Origin of the sequence: Shouchella tritolerans, assembly GCF_025770735.1 — a bacterium.
Classification (GTDB): domain Bacteria; phylum Bacillota; class Bacilli; order Bacillales; family Bacillaceae_D; genus Shouchella; species Shouchella tritolerans.
Genome location: NZ_JAODPB010000010.1, coordinates 27598 through 45974 on the forward strand (window position 1 = coordinate 27598; position 18377 = coordinate 45974).

At 45.0% G+C, this 18377-nt stretch carries 18 protein-coding genes; 2 read left to right on the forward strand and 16 right to left on the reverse strand.

Annotated elements, in window-relative coordinates:
- Positions 1–7: 7 nt before the first annotated feature.
- Both N6H06_RS21305 and N6H06_RS21310 read right to left on the reverse strand, forming a co-directional pair.
- On the reverse strand, positions 8–1474 hold the full coding sequence (locus N6H06_RS21305; RefSeq protein WP_263707909.1) for a bifunctional methyltransferase/pyrophosphohydrolase YabN: 1467 nt from the start codon (positions 1472–1474) through the stop codon (positions 8–10).
- A 13-nt stretch (positions 1475–1487) separates the two neighbouring features.
- Positions 1488–3050: a polysaccharide biosynthesis protein gene (locus tag N6H06_RS21310; RefSeq protein ID WP_263707910.1), complete on the reverse strand. Its 1563-nt coding sequence runs from the start codon at positions 3048–3050 to the stop codon at positions 1488–1490.
- A gap of 333 nt (positions 3051–3383) precedes the next feature.
- On the opposite strand from N6H06_RS21310, the gene N6H06_RS21315 reads away from it, so the two are divergent.
- Complete coding sequence (locus tag N6H06_RS21315; protein ID WP_263707911.1) at positions 3384–4013, forward strand: YIP1 family protein; 630 nt, start codon at positions 3384–3386, stop codon at positions 4011–4013.
- A 34-nt stretch (positions 4014–4047) separates the two neighbouring features.
- On the forward strand, positions 4048–5112 hold the full coding sequence (locus tag N6H06_RS21320; RefSeq protein WP_062751085.1) for an undecaprenyldiphospho-muramoylpentapeptide beta-N-acetylglucosaminyltransferase: 1065 nt from the start codon (positions 4048–4050) through the stop codon (positions 5110–5112).
- A 32-nt stretch (positions 5113–5144) separates the two neighbouring features.
- Here N6H06_RS21320 and N6H06_RS21325 read toward each other — a convergent pair whose 3' ends face one another.
- The 14 genes from N6H06_RS21325 to N6H06_RS21390 all read right to left on the reverse strand — a co-directional run bounded on the left by N6H06_RS21325 (position 5145) and on the right by N6H06_RS21390 (position 18252).
- Positions 5145–5783 carry a YIP1 family protein gene (locus N6H06_RS21325; RefSeq protein ID WP_213029603.1) on the reverse strand — a complete coding sequence of 213 codons (639 nt, stop codon included), beginning with the start codon at positions 5781–5783 and terminating at the stop codon, positions 5145–5147.
- Positions 5784–5902: 119 nt separating this feature from the next.
- A complete protein-coding gene (spoVT, locus tag N6H06_RS21330; RefSeq protein ID WP_062751089.1) occupies positions 5903–6442 on the reverse strand; it encodes a stage V sporulation protein T in 540 nt (179 codons plus the stop codon).
- A gap of 166 nt (positions 6443–6608) precedes the next feature.
- Positions 6609–10151 (reverse strand): transcription-repair coupling factor, encoded by a 3543-nt coding sequence (gene mfd, locus N6H06_RS21335; RefSeq protein WP_263707912.1) that lies wholly within the window; start codon positions 10149–10151, stop codon positions 6609–6611.
- A 271-nt stretch (positions 10152–10422) separates the two neighbouring features.
- A complete protein-coding gene (locus tag N6H06_RS21340; protein WP_062751093.1) occupies positions 10423–10650 on the reverse strand; it encodes an anti-sigma-F factor Fin family protein in 228 nt (75 codons plus the stop codon).
- 166 nt (positions 10651–10816) lie between these two features.
- Complete coding sequence (gene pth, locus N6H06_RS21345; RefSeq protein ID WP_062751095.1) at positions 10817–11374, reverse strand: aminoacyl-tRNA hydrolase; 558 nt, start codon at positions 11372–11374, stop codon at positions 10817–10819.
- Positions 11375–11431: 57 nt separating this feature from the next.
- Positions 11432–12088: a 50S ribosomal protein L25/general stress protein Ctc gene (locus N6H06_RS21350; protein ID WP_263707913.1), complete on the reverse strand. Its 657-nt coding sequence runs from the start codon at positions 12086–12088 to the stop codon at positions 11432–11434.
- A 119-nt stretch (positions 12089–12207) separates the two neighbouring features.
- Entirely contained in the window at positions 12208–13158 is a 951-nt protein-coding gene (locus N6H06_RS21355) for a ribose-phosphate diphosphokinase (protein WP_062751099.1), read from the reverse strand.
- Between the two features lie 25 nt (positions 13159–13183).
- A complete protein-coding gene (glmU, locus tag N6H06_RS21360) occupies positions 13184–14548 on the reverse strand; it encodes a bifunctional UDP-N-acetylglucosamine diphosphorylase/glucosamine-1-phosphate N-acetyltransferase GlmU (protein WP_213029606.1) in 1365 nt (454 codons plus the stop codon).
- A gap of 334 nt (positions 14549–14882) precedes the next feature.
- Entirely contained in the window at positions 14883–15179 is a 297-nt protein-coding gene (gene spoVG, locus N6H06_RS21365; RefSeq protein ID WP_011244941.1) for a septation regulator SpoVG, read from the reverse strand.
- Positions 15180–15377: 198 nt separating this feature from the next.
- A complete protein-coding gene (locus N6H06_RS21370; protein ID WP_062751103.1) occupies positions 15378–15749 on the reverse strand; it encodes a RidA family protein in 372 nt (123 codons plus the stop codon).
- A gap of 13 nt (positions 15750–15762) precedes the next feature.
- Positions 15763–16596 carry a pur operon repressor gene (gene purR, locus N6H06_RS21375; protein WP_062751104.1) on the reverse strand — a complete coding sequence of 278 codons (834 nt, stop codon included), beginning with the start codon at positions 16594–16596 and terminating at the stop codon, positions 15763–15765.
- 31 nt (positions 16597–16627) lie between these two features.
- Positions 16628–17521: a 4-(cytidine 5'-diphospho)-2-C-methyl-D-erythritol kinase gene (ispE, locus tag N6H06_RS21380; protein WP_062751106.1), complete on the reverse strand. Its 894-nt coding sequence runs from the start codon at positions 17519–17521 to the stop codon at positions 16628–16630.
- Between the two features lie 172 nt (positions 17522–17693).
- Positions 17694–17870, reverse strand: a complete 177-nt coding sequence (locus N6H06_RS21385; RefSeq protein WP_062751108.1) for a small, acid-soluble spore protein, alpha/beta type — start codon at positions 17868–17870, stop codon at positions 17694–17696.
- A gap of 118 nt (positions 17871–17988) precedes the next feature.
- Positions 17989–18252, reverse strand: a complete 264-nt coding sequence (locus tag N6H06_RS21390) for a Veg family protein (RefSeq protein ID WP_011244936.1) — start codon at positions 18250–18252, stop codon at positions 17989–17991.
- Positions 18253–18377: the final 125 nt, after the last annotated feature.

The following is an 18377-nucleotide window of genomic DNA, read 5'->3' on the forward strand; positions in this document are numbered from 1 at the left end:
ACTCCTCTTATTCGCTAAATTTACCTTTTGCTTCATTCCACCAGCAATCCAGTTCGCTCATCTCGATGTCGGCTATCGCCTGCCCTTTTTCCTGCGCTTTTTGTTCAATATACAAAAACCGCTTTTTAAATGTAGTCAACGAACGGTGCAGGGCGACTTCTGGGGATAGATCATAAAATCTAGCTAAGCTTACCGCTGCAAGCAGAATATCTCCGTATTCTTTTTCCATTTTGCTTTTGCTTGACTTGGCAGCTTCCACTTTAAATTCTTCTATTTCCTCAAAGAACTTTTCCCACACTTCTGCGACGTTCGCCCATTCAAAACCAGTCTTGGCTGCACGCTTTTGCAAGGCCGCTGCATCTACAAGCATGGAATTCGTTTCAGCTAGCCCGTCTAATGCAGACTTAGGCTTGGGCTGTTCTTCTTGTTCTTGCGCTTTTATTTGCTGCCATGTCTGTAACGCTTCGCCAGCTGTTTCCGCCTTTGCATTACCAAACACATGGGGATGGCGGCGAATCATTTTTTCTGTAAGGGCCCCAATCACATCATCCACGTTAAAATAGCCTTGTTCTTCGCCAATTTGCGCATGTAAGAGCACTTGTAGCAGGACATCGCCCAACTCTTCTGCCAAATGGCTGTCGTCTTCTTCATCAATCGCCTCAAACACTTCAAATGCTTCCTCAAGCAAGTACCGTTTTAATGTATGGTGTGTTTGCTTCTGGTCCCAAGGACAGCCTTCTGGTCCCCGCAACGTTGCAATGACGCCTCGCAAATAGGAAAAGTCGCGGTACAATAATGGGTCCTCTGTTACAGGCGGCACATATACAGCGGTTAAATTGTTTGCTTTTACATAATGGTCCAATTCAAACAAAGGCACTCGCAAAATCGACTGCTCTGACGTGCCGGCTGCAGTCACAATCGACACTTCATAATCGTCTGGCAACTTTTCCATTAACGTCAGTTTTACTTCTGACGCAATCAGTGTATCGTATACTTGCACGATGATGAGGTGATGGCGAATTTGCAATTCTTCAGCACGTAACGCCGTGCCGTCAACAATTTGGCAGCCTTCAATTGGATCGATTGCCAAAGCCGTGTACATGTCGTCTAAAAAGGAGGCACCGCCAAGTACGTGAATCGCTACTTCTGTTCCTTGCGCTTGCTTTTGCAAAAGTTGGACCGTCCGCTCCGCCACAAATGGATGCCCAGGCACGGCATAAAGGACATCACCTTGTTTTGCTTCTTCTAGCAAACGCGTTGCAATCTCTTTGTAAACATCTTCAAACTCGCTATGTTGTTCATAAACAGCATCAAATGACGTAAACGCCAGCCCCTCTTCCGCTAATTCCACTAGGACGGGATGGTTGTCTGTGCGCACATAAATGCAATTCGCCTTTTTTAATGCACGGTAAATGCCAAGGGGCAGTTGCGCAAGATTGCCTGCTCCTAGTCCAACAACTGATATGGTTCCCATAGTCACCTTGCCTTTACTTTAAAATATTCATTGCTTTCCGCCGCCAATTTGCCAGCTTTGGAACGCTTGCCCACTCGCGCAATGTTAAGACAGAACTGGCAAGCAGACAACAAGCAACGGCAGCTACCCCAACAAGCGATGTTGATAGGGCAATCACTGTATCGCCTACTCGTTCTTCACTTGTAAAAAAAAATGCCTCCAACAGCCACTTCCATCCATAAGCGACCAGAAACAGCAGGAAAAGCGTCACACCAGTGCTTATATAAGAGCGCTTTTGCACAAGCAGAATACCATCTTGGCGCCTAATCGCGTGCAGTGCGATAGCCGCCATCGCCAAAAAGGCAAGTAAACTTGCACACGCCCCTCCCATTGCTGATGCCATCACTGGTATAAACAAAAGGTTGCCCGCCAGCTTTACTGCAAGACCAACAGCCACGGCATAGAGGGGAATATGGATTTTGCCATAGCCTTGCAAAATTGCTGCAGCCGTCAAGTAGAGCGAAGCAGGGAAAATCGAGAGAGCAACAACTTGCAAAATGTCTGTCCCTGCACGGTCTGTAAACAGCATATGGTTGACCGGTCCCATTAGTACAACTAAACCAATCGCGGCCCCTCCCCCTAGCAAAATCGTCATCCGAACTGCTGCATCGCGGTACATCTGCGCATTTCGCTCCTTTCCTCCTGCCAGCGCTTTCGCTAACAGAGGAACAAGGGCGAGAGCAAGGGAAGTGGCGAGCACCGTGCCAAGCTGTATGAGCGGCTGGCCTCGATCATACACACCCTTTGCCAAATAAGCTTGTTCTTCTTGTAAGCCTGCTTCTTGGAGCAAACGAACGACAGTAAAAACGTCAATCATTTGAAACAGCAATAAGACTAAAGCGTTGATACAAACGTAAACGCTTTGCGATAAAGTCGATGTACTTTGCCTAAGCACTGAGCCTATAGAGGCGAAGGAAAGCGTCCATTTTTTCCATTTAATCTGCTTTGTAGCAACTATGACAATGATACAACCAGCAAAGCTTCCTAAAAGCGAGCCGTACACAGCACCTGTGCCGATCATATAAGGCCCACTATTGGCAGCTGCCAAAGCATATGTCACAAAAATAATTGCCGCTACCCGTAAAAACTGTTCCCCTATATGGGAAAAAGCAGTCGGTTTCATATCGCCGTATCCTTGTCCAACTCCCCTACCTACGCTTAGTATAGGCAAAAACAAAAAGCCAACGCTTACGAGGCGGAGAAGGGGGGCAAGGTGTTCATCCCCCATAAATTGGGCAACTAACGGCGCTGCTGCTGAAAATCCAATGCTAGCAACGACAGCGAATACGGTCATTCCCACAAACGCTTGTATGGCCAATTCATGTGCTTGTTTTTCTAGCCCTTGCGCCTTCTTCTCAGCAACTTGCCGGGAAATCACAACTGGAAAGCCATAAAGGGCTAGAATTGCAATTGTCCCGTAAAAAGGGTAGATTTGCTGATATACGTAAAAACCAAAGTCACCAGCAATGTTTTGAAATGGGATTCGATAGACAGCCGATAGTACTTTAGCCATCAGTGCTGCAAACGCGATAACCACTGCGCCTTTAACTGCTCCCGTCCTGCCTGAATCACCCAACCATTCTTTGCTACTCAAAACATAAACAAAAGCGAAAACGAGCCCATCGCACCTTTGTTTACGGTGTTATTAAAAGCAGCATTCCTCTCCTTTTTGACACTAACACAGTGTTCTCTAAACATGCCCCGTTGAATGGGCAACGGACTTCGATCCCCACCCCTAAGTAGGGTGGTCGGCCCAAACCGTCCAACCGGTATCTTTGCGTCTTTCTCTATGTATGATACTAATAATTATTTTCTTTTTCCAGTGCGCTTCAATCCAACTGGAGAAACGTGGTATGATAGGGGGTAGAATTTGATAAGCGAAGGTGATGTTTTGAAAGCGCGAAACCTATGGTTTTCGGTCTGGCTCCACCCGCGTAGGCAGATGCAGGATGTCCTTCAGTATGGCTTACATAAAAAAGCCGCCCTATTGATTTCGTTATTGTTTGGCTTGCTTATGACATTGTCCTATTCCCACATCCAAGCCTTTATTTTGCTAGGCGAGTTGTCAGCCGCCTCGATATTGGCTATTTTAGTAATTGGCTCTTTGATGGGTCCTTTGCTTTACTACGTGTTTGGCCTTCTTCTGGGACGGGTCGGCAGTTGGTATGGTGGCAATGGCAATGTGGAAGCGACGAGAAAAGCACTGGTTTATGGCTTTTCTATGCCAGGAATCCTGCTAGGGCTTGTCAGCATACTCCTTTTTGGTATAGCCTATGTGCAGGCTTATTTTTTACACAGCAACGTCATTTATATCGTTTATCAAATCGGCGTGTTTGGCCATAACGTGGCTTCGATTTGGTTGATCGGCATCTTTCTCGTTGCTTTTGCAGAAGCGCAAAATATTAAACTGTGGCGATCCATGCTGATTTTGATTGCTTTTCTTGGCTGCATGGCGATACTTTTTATCGTCATTGACCAAATCACACGGCTTTTTATATAGGAAATGGAAATCCGTTTGAACAGAAGGGACTTTTATGAAAAAAATCATTTTTACTGGTGGAGGGTCGGCTGGCCATGTCACCCCGAATCTTGCTATTATCAACGAGCTTAACAACAAAGACTGGTCAATTGCCTATATCGGCTCTTATGAGGGGATTGAACGGCAACTAGTTGAAAAGGCCGGGATTCGCTACTTTGGCATCTCCAGCGGCAAGCTACGCCGCTATATGGATTGGAAAAATGTGACCGATATTGCTCGAATTGCAAACGGTTTTCGCCAAGCCCGGAAAATTTTAAAAGCGGAAAAGCCCGATGTTGTGTTTTCTAAGGGAGGCTTTGTCACGGTACCAGTTGTTGCTGCAGCTTATACGCTCCGCATTCCCGTCCATTTGCATGAAAGCGACTTGACGCCTGGGCTTGCAAACCGCCTTGCTAAACGGTTTGCTAACACATTTTATACATCATTCGCTGAAACAGCCGCCCATTTCCCAAAAGGAGCAACCACAACGGTCGGCTCTCCGATTCGCCGCGAGCTCCTTGAAGGCTCCCGCATTCAAGGGCTGACCATAACAGACTTTAGCCGAGAGCGGCCAACATTGCTTGTGATGGGCGGGAGCTTAGGGGCAAAGCGGATCAACGAAGCCATTCGCGAATCCCTTGATACGCTAACAAACACGTATCAAATCATCCATATTTGCGGAAAAGGCCACCTCGATCCAGCGTTGGAAGGGCGCCGCAACTACAAACAGTATGAATATGTTCATGATGAACTGCCTCACTTTCTTCAAGCCGCTGACCTCGTTGTCACACGCGGCGGTTCGAATGCCATTTTTGAGTTTTTGGCTTTGCACATTCCAATGCTCATCATCCCTCTTTCACGAGCACAAAGCCGAGGCGACCAAATCCTGAACGCCCAAACTTTTGTCAAAAATGGCTATGCACGCATGTTAGAGGAAGAAAACTTGACAAAGGAAACATTGCAACAAGAAGTCCAGGAGCTTTATGATGGCAGGCAAACATACATTGAGGCAATGAATGCGAGCCAAGCAACAAACGCTGTTGCCTACATTACGGAGAAGCTTGAGCAAGAGGTCCAATAAAAAAACGCCTGTGGGGCGTTTTTTTATTGGAATCATACAGCACCGGCTATTACGAGAAAAAAGCTAACAACCACTGCAATCACGACGAGCATCGCTCCTAAAATGAGAACAACTAAAACCGATTTCCATGCAGAAAATTGATGGGCTTCGCCAATTCCATGCATCAAAAGCACGAATGTCCAAATGCCCGCTGTCACACTAAGAAGGGTGAGGATGTTTTGTGCCCACAGTTGTAGTGGCGAAAGCGCGATCTCGATACCTAAAAGAATGCTTTCTATGTCGAACCAATAATAGGATTCGCCGATAACGAGAATAAAAGGGATGCTAATAAGGCCAATAATACTCAATGGGATCATGCTTGTATGTACAGTAGCGACGCGAAGGTCAAGTGCTGTCCCTTTCCCGCCAAGCCAACTGCCGACCCACTTGTATAGCCAAGAGAGGACATAGAGGCTAAACGGAGCTACCACAATGCTAGTAAGTAAAGCAAACATAATAACGTAAGCAAATGTTGGAACAACCTCGCTCGAAAAATTTGTAAAAGTGCTCAGTACAGCAGACACATAAGCAATCAGCAAATAATTCCATGTCTGATTCTTTTCTTTGGCTGTTTTTATTTCATCAGCGACAACTTGCCGGGGACGAATCCATACTTTAAACCAATTTTGCATGTTTTTTGATGTACCTCCTTTTTTTACTTGAACTCTTATCGTACCATACTCTCTTCTCGATTGATGCAGAGAAAGCACACGAAAAAACACCATGCCGTTCCCATGGTGTTTTTGTCGTGCTACTGCTCCATTTGCCTAGCCAAAAAGCCAGCAGCGGTTTCAGCCATTTTTTGTTCAAGATTGCCGTTCAATGGTTCATTTTTAGAGAAGATTACAACCGTACCAATGGGATCGCCGCCCGCAATGATTGGCGCGACCACGTATCCTTGAAAATCGTCTTTGTGATCGCCAACAAGGTTGTATTCACCAGCATTGGCTTGCAAGTAAGATTTACGCTCTACCATAGCAGACTCAACCGCATCGCCAATTGCCTTATTGGCAAATTCTTTCTTTGGCGCCCCCGCTACAGCAATATACGTATCACGATCCGAGATGAGTACATTTTGATTTAAGCTATCATAAAGGGCTTCCGCATATTCTTTTGCAAAATCGCCAAGCTCGGAAATCGGCGAGTATTTTTTCAAAATCACTTCGCCGTCACGATCAACAAATATTTCCAAAGGGTCGCCTTCACGAATCCGCAACGTGCGGCGTATTTCTTTCGGGATGACTACTCTCCCGAGGTCGTCAATGCGTCGTACAATTCCTGTTGCTTTCATAAGAAGAGCCTCTCTTTCTGAAGGTGTTTACACAGAATGATGCAAATCAGAAGAATACATTCAATGGGTGTAAATGTAGTATTCTTCCGTTTCCATGAACTATTCACCAGCGAATGAATTATTTTGTAATCTTTTTTGAAAGGAGGCTCTTGAAGCGGAAACGGCCTTACGACGCAGACATCGCTTTCTTTGATTTGTCAGCACGGATCAATGCTTCAAGTAATTCGATGATGTATGCAAGCAGCGTTTCATCAGAAAGTTGCTTTGTCTTAATAACCAGTTTAATTTGGTTTCCTTGTGAGCCGATGCTAACGTCTCGACCGATTTTTTGGGCAGCATCGACAAGTGTGGCAACATGGATCCGACTGGTTGTTTCCTCTGTCAATAAAATCGTAACGGCGTCCTTGCCTTCTGTAATTTTCTCGACTTTTTCTTGATCGGCAATCAGCTTGATTTTTGTCATTTCAAAAAGATAAGCGACTTGTTTTGGGTATTCGCCGAAACGATCAACGAGCTCGTCTTGCAAGTCAGCAATTTCTTCTAACGTTTCCACGCCTTTAAAGCGCTTGTACATCTCGATTTTTTGTTTCGCGTCAGGGATATACCGCTCTGGAATGTAGGCATCAATATTTACATTCAGCTCCGCCTTAAATGGCGGTTCTTTCGGTTTTTCCCCTTTCCGTTCTTCAATTGCTTCTTTCAACATTTGCGAATACAAGTCAAACCCGACTGAGTCAATAAACCCATGCTGTTGGGACCCTAACAAGTTTCCAGCCCCGCGGATCGTTAAATCACGCATTGCAATTTTAAAGCCTGAGCCAAGCTCAGTAAATTCTTTGATTGCCTGTAGGCGCTTTTCAGCCACTTCGGTTAACACTTTGTCAGGCTGGTACGTAAAATACGAGTACGCCACCCGGTTTGAGCGACCAACGCGCCCGCGGATTTGATAAAGTTGGGACAAACCCATCTTGTCAGCGTTGCAAACAATGAGCGTATTGACGTTTGGAATGTCTACGCCCGTTTCAATAATAGTCGTCGTCACGAGCACATCGCTTTCCCCTTCAAGGAAATCCAAAATGATTGATTCCAGTTCACGCTCATTCATTTGTCCATGTGCATAGCTTACCCTTGCGTCAGGGACGAGCGTAGAAATTTGCTCCGTCATCCGCTCAATGTCTTCTACACGGTTATAGAGGACATACACTTGGCCACCACGGCTTAATTCACGCTCAATCGCTTCGCGTACAATGGCTGGATTAAACTCAACGACATACGTTTGGACAGGAAAGCGGTTTTCCGGCGGCGTCTCAATAACTGATAAATCGCGAACACCGAGCATCGACATATGGAGAGTTCGCGGAATCGGCGTCGCTGTCAACGTCAGCACATCGATATTGGCTTTCATGCGTTTGATTTTCTCTTTATGGGTAACGCCAAAACGCTGTTCTTCATCGACGATCAATAATCCTAAGTCTTTAAACTGTACGTCTTTTGAGAGCAGACGGTGCGTACCGACGACCAAATCTACAGATCCTGCTTTCAAGCCTTTCAGCACTTCATTTTGCTCTTTTCGTGAACGGAAACGGCTTAGAACGCCAACTGTAATCGGAAAGTCAGAAAATCGTTCTGAAATGGTTTCAAAATGCTGTTGGGCTAAAATGGTTGTCGGCACTAAAATGGCGACTTGCTTACCATCCATAATCGCCTTAAAGGCAGCGCGAATAGCCACTTCCGTTTTTCCGTACCCAACATCGCCGCACAATAGGCGATCCATTGGCCGTTGCTTTTCCATGTCTTCCTTAATTTCCTTAATGGCTCGCAGCTGGTCTTCCGTTTCCTGGTACGGAAATGAGCTTTCAAACTCGGCTTGTTCTGGCCCGTCAGGAGAAAAGCGGTGGCCAACACTTGCTTCACGTTCTGCATACAGCTTAATCAAATCATCAGCAATGTCTTCAACCGAAGATTGGACTTTCTTTTTTACTTTTTTCCAATCGCTTCCTCCGAGTGCATAAATCTTCGGATCCTTTTCTTCTGTACCGACATATTTCTGCACTTGGTCAATTTGTTCGACGGGCACATACAGCTTGTCATTGCCAGCATAGCGCAAATTTAAATAATCTTTGTGGACACCATTAATTTCAAGCGTCTCGACGCCTAAATATTTACCGACACCATGATTGGTATGAACGACCAAGTCGCCAACAGCCAATTCAGAATAGCTTTTGATCCGCTCAGCGTTTGATAGCTTTTGCCGACGCTTAGGACGTTTCGCCCGCTTCGAAAATACTTCCTCTTCCGTAACAACGACAAGTTTCTGTTCGGATAGCTCAAATCCGGTGTGCAGGTGCCCAGTATAAATTTGCACTTTACCAGGAGTCAGATCCGTTATCGCCTCAATCAAATGGGCATCGATTTTTTCATCTTCTAAATTTAAAGCAAGCCGATTGGCACGATCCTCTGTTCCGGCAATGAACAAAACCGTATAATCGTTTGAAAGCCAGCGATTTACTTCAGAAGTAAGCAAATCCATTTGACCATGGAAATTTTGCATCGATTTACATGATAAGTTTATGATTTGTTCTGGCTTGGTTGAAGGCACTTGTTTTTGGAAAAGCGACGTATAAAGAACCGGCTGTGGCGCCTGTTGCAGCCTTGCGAGTGCATCAAGGGACAACTGCGTACCGTGGACGATGCTCCCTTGTTCAAGCATCGCCGTATGCCATTCGGCTTCTTCTTTTTGCAAGTGTTCAGCCATTTCTTTGACTCGATTCATTTCGTCAACCCAGACAAACGCATTTTCTGGCATATAAGACAATAACGATTGCGGCGTTTCATAGTAAAGCGACATGTATTTGTACATGCCTTCAAACGTAGCCGATTGCTTCAGTTGGGCAATTTCAAAAGGAATATGCTCTTGCAATTTATCCCGTGTTTGTTTGCTTGCTACTTTTTTTAGCGTTGCCTCATATTTTTCTTCCAACAACTTCGCCCCGTGGCTATAGTGTTGATGATGCAGCAGCACTTCTTGAGCAGGACCGATTGTTACTTCGTCGATCATTCCTTCCGAACGCTGCGTTTCCAATGAAAAGTAGCGCATTGAATCGACTTCTGTATCAAAAAGCTCAATTCGCAAAGGATGTTCTTTCGTAAGCGGATACAGATCAACAATTCCTCCGCGCACACTAAATTCCCCAGGTGCTGACACCATATCAGACCTGCGGTAACCCATTGTGACGAAATTTTTTATAAATTCTTCCAAATCGCCAATGTCGTCACCTGTTTTCAACTGGAGCTGGCTGCTTTGCCATAAAGCCTTTGGCGGCAATAAGCGGCGAATGCCAGCAAGCGGAGCGACGACAATGCCCTTAAAATCTTGTACTAGCGCATTAAGCAAATCCAAGCGCTGCGCTTTCATTTCCGGGCTTGCGACGGCAATTTCTGCTGAGATGAGCTCATTCACAGGATAAAGATAAACCGTGTCCTCATCTAATAATTCAACAAGATCCTCATATATTTTTTGGGCTTGGTATAAATTATGGGTAACCACGAGTTGACTTCTTCCTGTTTCCCTGAATAACGCAGCGCTTACAACCGTGCGAGCGGAACCGGTCAAGCCAGTAAGAAGTTGCTCATTCATTTCATTTTCAATACCCTTTGCAACAGCGCGCACTTCTTTTACGCTGCCCACCAATTGCTGCAATCCTAACATCTTTTATATCCCCCTGAATTTCTTCTCTTCGCGTATTCACATAAGCGGAAAAACAAGTCGAGACGCGTTAAAGAAACCCCGAGCGCCGTACGTATTTTTACGGATACATACTCGACTTTTTAACGATAACTCCTTAAAGGAACTTGCTTATTGCTACTCATTGACAGCGCGGAATATGCCAATGCATCTTATGAACGGAAAAATGCTTTGGTTAAAAAGCTGACCAAAGCGTTGTTTTTTTTGTTCTTTCTATAAACGAAGCCGCCTCTTTTCAATGGATGAAATACGGGTAACTATACAGCTGAGGGTTATCGCTCAACGCGGTATAGCAATCTTCACATATGGCCTTCACATGTATATCACCATTCTCGTAGTAAGTCAATAGTTCGTCTTTTTCCATTTCATTCAATTCATGAAAACCTAAGTCAACTTCCGTTGCGTTTTCAAACACAACACCGATCGTCTGTCCACAATGACGGCAGCCATAGTATACAGCCATTTTTCCACCTCTTTTTCACACGTGATTTCCATAGTATGGACAAAAAAAAGGGGAAATATCCGAATTCTAGTAGCTGCCATCCGCTTGAGCCTTCAACATGGCTAAAGCCATGGAATCGCTCGTTCACCCATCCATGGAACGGCCAGTTATCGTTATCAAAATCAACTCAGTTAAACGTATTCATCACTTCAAGAAAAGGTTTTTCTAACCACGCCTCAATCGCCTTTGCCGATTTTTCGGCTGCTTCATTTATAAGAGGCAATTCCTCTTTGCGATACGTATCGAGGACATAATTGACAACAGGCTCACCATGTGCCGGCCTGCCTATTCCAACACGAATACGGTTAAACTCCTCTGTTCCTAAATGAGCAATCAGTGATTTAATGCCGTTGTGGCCGCCAGCGCTGCCTTTCTTTCGCAAGCGTATTTTCCCTACAGGCAAGTCGAGGTCATCATAAATAACAACAAGCTCGTCATTGCTAATATTAAAATAATCCATAAACGGGCGTACAGCTTCGCCTGATAAATTCATATACGTTAACGGCTTTAAAAGAACAACTTTTTCACTACCGATCCGCTTTTCTCCATAAATTGCTTTAAACTTTTGCTTGTCCAGGGGCAAGTCAAGTTCTTGTGCGCAACGGTCAATAATGTCAAACCCAATATTATGCCGCGTGTGTTCATACTTTTTCCCAGGATTCCCTAGACCCACTACTAACTTCATTTGCTACTCCTTTACGAAAAAGGCATAACTCACACGAGCCATACCTTTCCTTTACACTTATTCTACACGTCCTGGCCGATCAAGGTTATCGTCATTACGTTCTCCTGTCGCTTCCACTGATTCTGCCGTCGTATTATCTTCCTCTGTTGCATCTAGGTCTTCAGCGACCGTCGGCGGCGTTACCGTAACAACGGTCTCATCGTCTTCATTGACAATCGTAACGGGCACATTGGCACGGATGTCAGAAACAGAAAGGCTATCGCCAATGTTCAGGCTTGAAATATCAACCGTTATTGCTTCAGGAATATCAGCAGGAAGGCAATTGACCGTTATTTCATAAAGCAAATGGTTGACGATGCCACCTTCCTTCGCTCCCGGCGCATCTCCTTCTAAATGGACGGGAACATTCACATCCCGTTCTACATTCATATCAACTTCAAAAAAATCAACGTGCATATACTGATTGTTAAGAGGATCAATTTGTACTTCTTGAACCATGACATGATGTTTGCCGCCGTTCTCTAATTGAAGGTCAAACAAGCCATTTTGGCCAACATCGCGGAATGTCTTTAAAAAGGCGACAGCTTCTACAGATACAGGTGTGCTTTTAACCTTTTTGCCATATAATACGCCTGGGACATGCCCTTGATTACGGAGTTCTTTTGTTTGGTGTGCTTTTTGGTCTTTGCGTTCACGAGCATTCAATACGGTCATGATCTTTCACCTCTACTGTAAGATTTAACACAACTACTTACATGTGTTCCCTCATAGCTAGGTTTTCAAACAGACATGGATCGTTTTTTCCCGTGACCTTCCGACATCACCAGCTAACCTTAATCAAAAAGGGTTGACACCGACGCGTCTTCATGGACGCGGATAATCGCTTCAGCCATCAAGCCGGCAACAGAAAGTTGTGTAATGTTTTCCCCTTTTTGGCCTTCATTTAGTGCAATCGTATTAGTTACGACTAGCTCTTTTATTTTTGAATTGCTAATACGTTCGATAGCCGGTCCCGACAAAACAGGATGTGTACAGCACGCGTACACTTCTGTAGCCCCTTGCTCTACTAATGCATTCGCCGCAAGTGTAATCGTTCCTGCCGTATCAATAATATCGTCAATAATAATAGCTGTTTTCCCTTCAATATTGCCGACAATATTCATGACTTCTGAAACATTTGGTTTCGGGCGACGCTTATCAATAATTGCAATTGGTGCTTTTAAGCGGTCCGCCATTTTCCTCGCGCGTACAACACCGCCGTGGTCAGGCGATACAACAACAATATCATCAAGCTTTTTGCTCTCAAAGTAATCAGACAAGAGCGGAACGCCCATTAGCTGGTCAACTGGAATGTCAAAAAACCCTTGGATTTGCGTAGCATGTAAATCAATGGTCAACACACGGGTTGCCCCTGCTGTTTCAAGTAAATTGGCAACGAGTTTGGCGGTAATTGGCTCCCGCGCCCGCGCTTTCCTGTCTTGGCGCGCATAGCCGTAATAAGGGATCACGACATTTATCGTTCGTGCTGAAGCCCGTTTTACTGCGTCAATCATAATGAGAAGCTCCATTAAATGTTCGTTGGCTGGAGCTGATGTCGATTGAATCAAATAGACATCACAGCCACGGATGCTTTCTTCAATGTTAATTTGCACTTCTCCGTCGCTAAATCGCATCACTGAGTTCTTTCCAAGTGAGACGCCGATGTGCCGGGCAATCTCTTCAGCCAACCCTTTATTAGAATTGAGCGTAAACACCTTTAAGCTTGGATCGCTGTAATTTGCCATTTCGTTGCTTGACCTCCAGTTGTTCTTATACATCTTTTTTCACGTAATTGTCCTTATTTACTTGCCTCGACCTTGCAATCGATAGTGCTTGGCTCGGAACATCATCCGTGATCGTTGAGCCGGCTGCAACAAATGCACGCTCGCCAATCTCTACAGGCGCAATCAAATTCGATCCTGAACCAACAAAAGCGCCGTCTTTAATAATTGTCTTATGTTTGTTTTTGCCATCATAATTGACAGTCACGACGCCGCAGCCGACATTGACATCACTGCCTACTTCCGCATCGCCCACATAAGAGAGATGTGAAACTTTGCTTCCATTACCGACGCTTGCCTTTTTTAGCTCGACAAAATTGCCAACGCGTACATTTTCTCCAACATCTGAGCCAGGACGGATATGGGCAAATGGGCCAATCGATGAGCCGGCGGCCACCACGCTGTCGCTTATTACCGAACTGCACACGTGAACGCCTCTGCCAAGCGTTGCAGAAGCGATTTCTGTCCCTGATTCAATCACACAGTCTTCCCCAATAACAGACCGCCCTTTTATGGTCGTATTTGGGTAAAGGACCGTATCTTGACCAATCGATGCGTCTGCAGAAATATACGTTGTTTGCGGGTCAATAATCGTAACGCCTTGGCGCATCCACTCTTCATTAATGCGCATGCGCATCGCTGCCTCTGCTTGTGAGAGAGCTACACGATCATTCACGCCCATCGTTTCCGCAAGCGTGTCTGTTTGGTAGGCAGAAATGGTTTCGCCCTTTTGCCGTAAAATGCCAATAACGTCAGGCAAATAATATTCCCCTTGTGCATTTTCATTTTTTACTTCTGCAAGAGCTTCAAACAATGCTTCATTGTCAAAACAGTACGTACCTGTATTCACTTCCGCAATCGCCAGCTCCTCCACAGAAGCATCTTTATGTTCAACAATTTTCTCCACTTGCCCATGGCTTCCGCGAATCACACGGCCATAGCCATTAGGATCTGGAGCGTGAGCCGTCAACACTGTTGCTTTGGCTCCGTTTGCTTCATGGGTATCCATCAATTTCTTAATTGTGGCGGCTGTAATCAAAGGGGTGTCTCCGCACAGCACAACCGTTGTGCCCTTATGGCTTGCCAATAGATGCTCAGCACATTTAACAGCATGGCCTGTACCAAGCTGTTCTGGTTGCATTACAAATTCAATTTTTTCAGTTAGTGTTTTTTTTACTTCCTCTGCTCCATGCCCCACAATAACCGCTGTTTTATCAAAAGCCAATTTGGAAACTTGATCGACTACATGTTCAACCATCGGTTTGCCACAGACAGGGTGTAGCACTTTATAAAGCTTTGACTTCATACGCGTCCCTTGCCCTGCTGCTAAAATAACCGCAAATCGTCCGCTCATTATGTCCCTCCAGCCAATCCTTTGTCATTAAAACTATACTTTAAAAAATGCGGTATTTCAAGGCATTCCACCGCCTTTACACAGTTTAGGCAGTTACAGTTGTAAAAAGCCAGCCTAGATTTTGCCGGCTGGCTTTTTACAACTGTAACATCCATTTTTGGCCATCCTCTTTTAGCAGATGGCTAAAAATGAAAACACTTACCATGTTCAGGAAGTTCGACGTTCTCAAACTGTAGACAAACGCCTCGCTTGCATACTTTGGAAGCATGAAAACAAGCTATGTGCTAATTCGCACCTTTTAGCCTGAGTGATTTTGCCGACTCTTCCGACAACCTCAAGAAGCTCCTGCTTCCTCATAATTAGGGGCGTCTTCATATTCGCCGACACGCTCATACTCGTTTATAACGGCAATCTGGATCTTTTCTCTCGTTTTTGAGGAAATAGGATGGGCAATATCTCTAAATTCGCCGTCAGGCGTCCGCTTGCTTGGCATTGCGACAAAAAGCCCGTTGTTGCCATCTATTACGCGGATATCATGAACAACAAACTCATGGTCCATTGTAATCGATGCGATTGCACGCATGCGGCCTTCCGTATGGACACGGCGAAGTCTCACGTCAGTAATTTCCATGTTAGCCACCTCTCTTATTGTTGATCTGTTTAAACAATTCGCGGTAAAAAGAAAATTACCTTCACCTATTTCAAATCTTTTTTGCTAAACTTTTTTACCAGCGAAAAAGCACCTTTCCCAGCATGAGAAAGGTGCTTCAGTCGACTTTGACGACAACCGTACTCAGACGATCATCCAGAGTAGTAGAAGATCAGTGTTTTAAATGGTTGCAATGACTTCCACTTCAATAAGTACATCTTTAGGCAGCCGCGCTACTTCCACACATGACCTTGCCGGCTTATGTTCACGGAAATAGCTGCCGTACACTTCATTAATACGCGGGAAATCGTTCATATCTTTGATGAAAACGGTCGCCTTTACCACTTTTTCAAGTGATGAACCGGCTTCTTCCAATACCGCCTTTACGTTTGCAAACACTTGATGGGTTTGCTCTTCTACTCCACCTGTAACCAGTTCCCCAGCAGGAGTAAGTGGAATTTGCCCAGATGAAAAGAAGAGATTTCCTACAATAATTCCTTGTGAATAAGGGCCGATTGCTGCCGGCGCTTCATTGGTATGCACGACTTTCATAAAGCAGCCTCCTTTAAGATGTTTCTAATTTGGTTAGAATGTTTCCTTCTGTAACATCGATCACTTTTTCACGAACATTGACGTTCGTTAATTTTGTCAAAGACAAATAATCATCAACAAGCCTTTCCGACACTTCCGCCGACTCGACCAATACGCCAATGCCAACTAAATCGGCTTCAAACTCTTCGAGCAAATCGACCATTCCTCGAAGTGTACCGCCTGCTTTCATAAAATCATCAACGATGAATACGTTTGATCCTGGCGCCAAGCTTCTTCGTGCGAGCGTCATTGTCTGGATTCGGTCAGAAGATCCAGAAGCATAATTAATGCTGACCATTGAACCTTCTGTAATGCGGTGATCCCTTCTTACAATGCTAACGGGAACCCCTAAATAATGGCCGACAGCATAAGCAAGGGGGATGCCTTTCGTTGCTACCGTCATAACCGCATCAATTTCCTTATCGGCAAGCACTGCTGCAAACAAGCGGCCCACTTTGTGCATTAACTTTGGATTGCCTAACAAGTCCATCATATACAGGTAACCGCCTGGCAAAATCCGTTCTTGTTTGTTTAACGCCTGTACCAATTCGCCAATTAATTGCTCTGCTTCTTTTTTGTTCATCTTTGGCATAAACTTTACGCCGCCGCTTGCCCCTGGTATCGTCACTAACGCACCGTAGCCTTCTTCTTCAAACATGTCTTTAATAATGACCAAGTCTTCACTAATAGAGGATTTAGCCGCTTGATAACGTTCAGAAAAATGGGTTAGTGATACGATTTCATGGGGATGTTGCAGCAAAAAATGAGTCATATCTACAAGGCGCCCACTGCGCTTCAACTTTTTCATAATCCCTCCGCACTCATAACCGAATATTTATTTATAACATACCATTTTCATCCGTATTTGGACAAGTGTCGCTTGTACGAATCAGTCGCACTGCGTACACTTCATCACAAAAGCCACGAAGGCCGTTATAAATCCGGTTAACCCGCGACTCCTTTTCGACAATGCCAAAAACAGTCGGACCGCTTCCACTCATTAGTACACCGTTAGCGCCAAAGCGTTTCATTTGCTCTTTAATATGGGCGACCTCCGGATAAAGCCGTAGCGTCACATCTTCCAATGTATTATGGAGCAACGCACAAATGGATGCAGCATCTTGGCGCTCAAGAGCCGCAATCATCTCTGCTGTTTTTGCATGCCTTGCCTCGCTTAACTTTAGGCCATTATAAACGTCCGCCGTTGACAGGCCAATTGGTGGCTTTGCCAAAATCACCCATAAGGGCGGGGGGGAAGCAATCGGCTTAATTTGCTCTCCTCTTCCTGTCGCTAGCGCCGTGCCGCCGTACACACAAAAAGAAACGTCAGAACCAATCTCAGCGCCTAGCGTTGCCAGTTCATCCACTGAGAGGCCGAGTTTCCAAAGCTCATTTAAGCCCTTTAACGTTGCGGCTGCATCGCTGCTGCCGCCAGCCAGGCCCGCTGCTACCGGTATCCGTTTCGTAATGTAAATGTGTACGCCCTCTTTAACATTGTACCGTTTTTTTAACAACGATGCCGCTTGGTAAGCAAAGTTCCGCTCATCACTCGGGACAAACCCTTCAGAAACGTCTATCGATATGCCTCCATCAGCCCGGAGTGATAAATCGACTCGGTCAGCTAAGTCCACCATTGTCATGATCATTTCAACTTCATGATAACCATCTTCCCGTTTCCTTATCACATCAAGGGACAAATTGATCTTTGCAGGCGCTTTAATTGAATACTTCACATCGTCACCTTCTATACTCGCATATGCTTTCGTTATTTTATCACTTGTCCGTGCAACATACCACCTTTTCTATCCTGCCAGCTCTAGCAACAGAGAAACACCTCTGTATGCCCTATTTCGTTCACAGATATAAACAAGCCTGTTGCGCGGCTGCGCAACAGGCTTCAAACCATTACTGTCCATTTTGCAAGTTTCGTTCGGCAATTTCGATCGCACGTTTTACCATGTTCCCTGCGTCTCTTGTCGTAATGCCGCCCCAGCCTTCTTTTTGGACCGTATCATAAAAACCAAGCTCTTTTGCAAGTTCTTCTTTTAAGCGATCTGACATAATGCCTCGTCTTCTCCCCATTTTAAACCCGCTCCTTTTGCTTGTTGCTGGTTAGCCCAGCACCCTTAGTATGAGCAAATGGACAAAAAAAAGACTTTCTTTTTGCTGGAAAGAAAGTCACTGAGGCAAACGCCTATTCCTATATAATTGTTGCTTTTTGGCCGTTTTCTCCTGACAAAAACAGTTCAACTGTTTCAGTGAGCACATCCGCATAGCTGTAAGAGACGCGTTCCACCGAGTTTTGGTCTTCATCCAATTTAACAATAAACACGGCAGGATATGTCTCCTCAATCATGCCTGACTGCTCTGAAGAGCGTCTGCGTCCGCCATTTGCCTTAATGGTAATACGCTTGCCAACATTTTTGTCTAGTGCCCGTTTAATGTCAATTATTGTGTTTGCCATACTCACAACCACCTCGCTCTTCATAGTATATAACGCAATTACAAAAAAGTCAAATTTTAAATTATAACAACCAGTAAACCTGTTTGTCAACAACTATCTTTGTCAACTTTTGTTGTTTGTAGGAT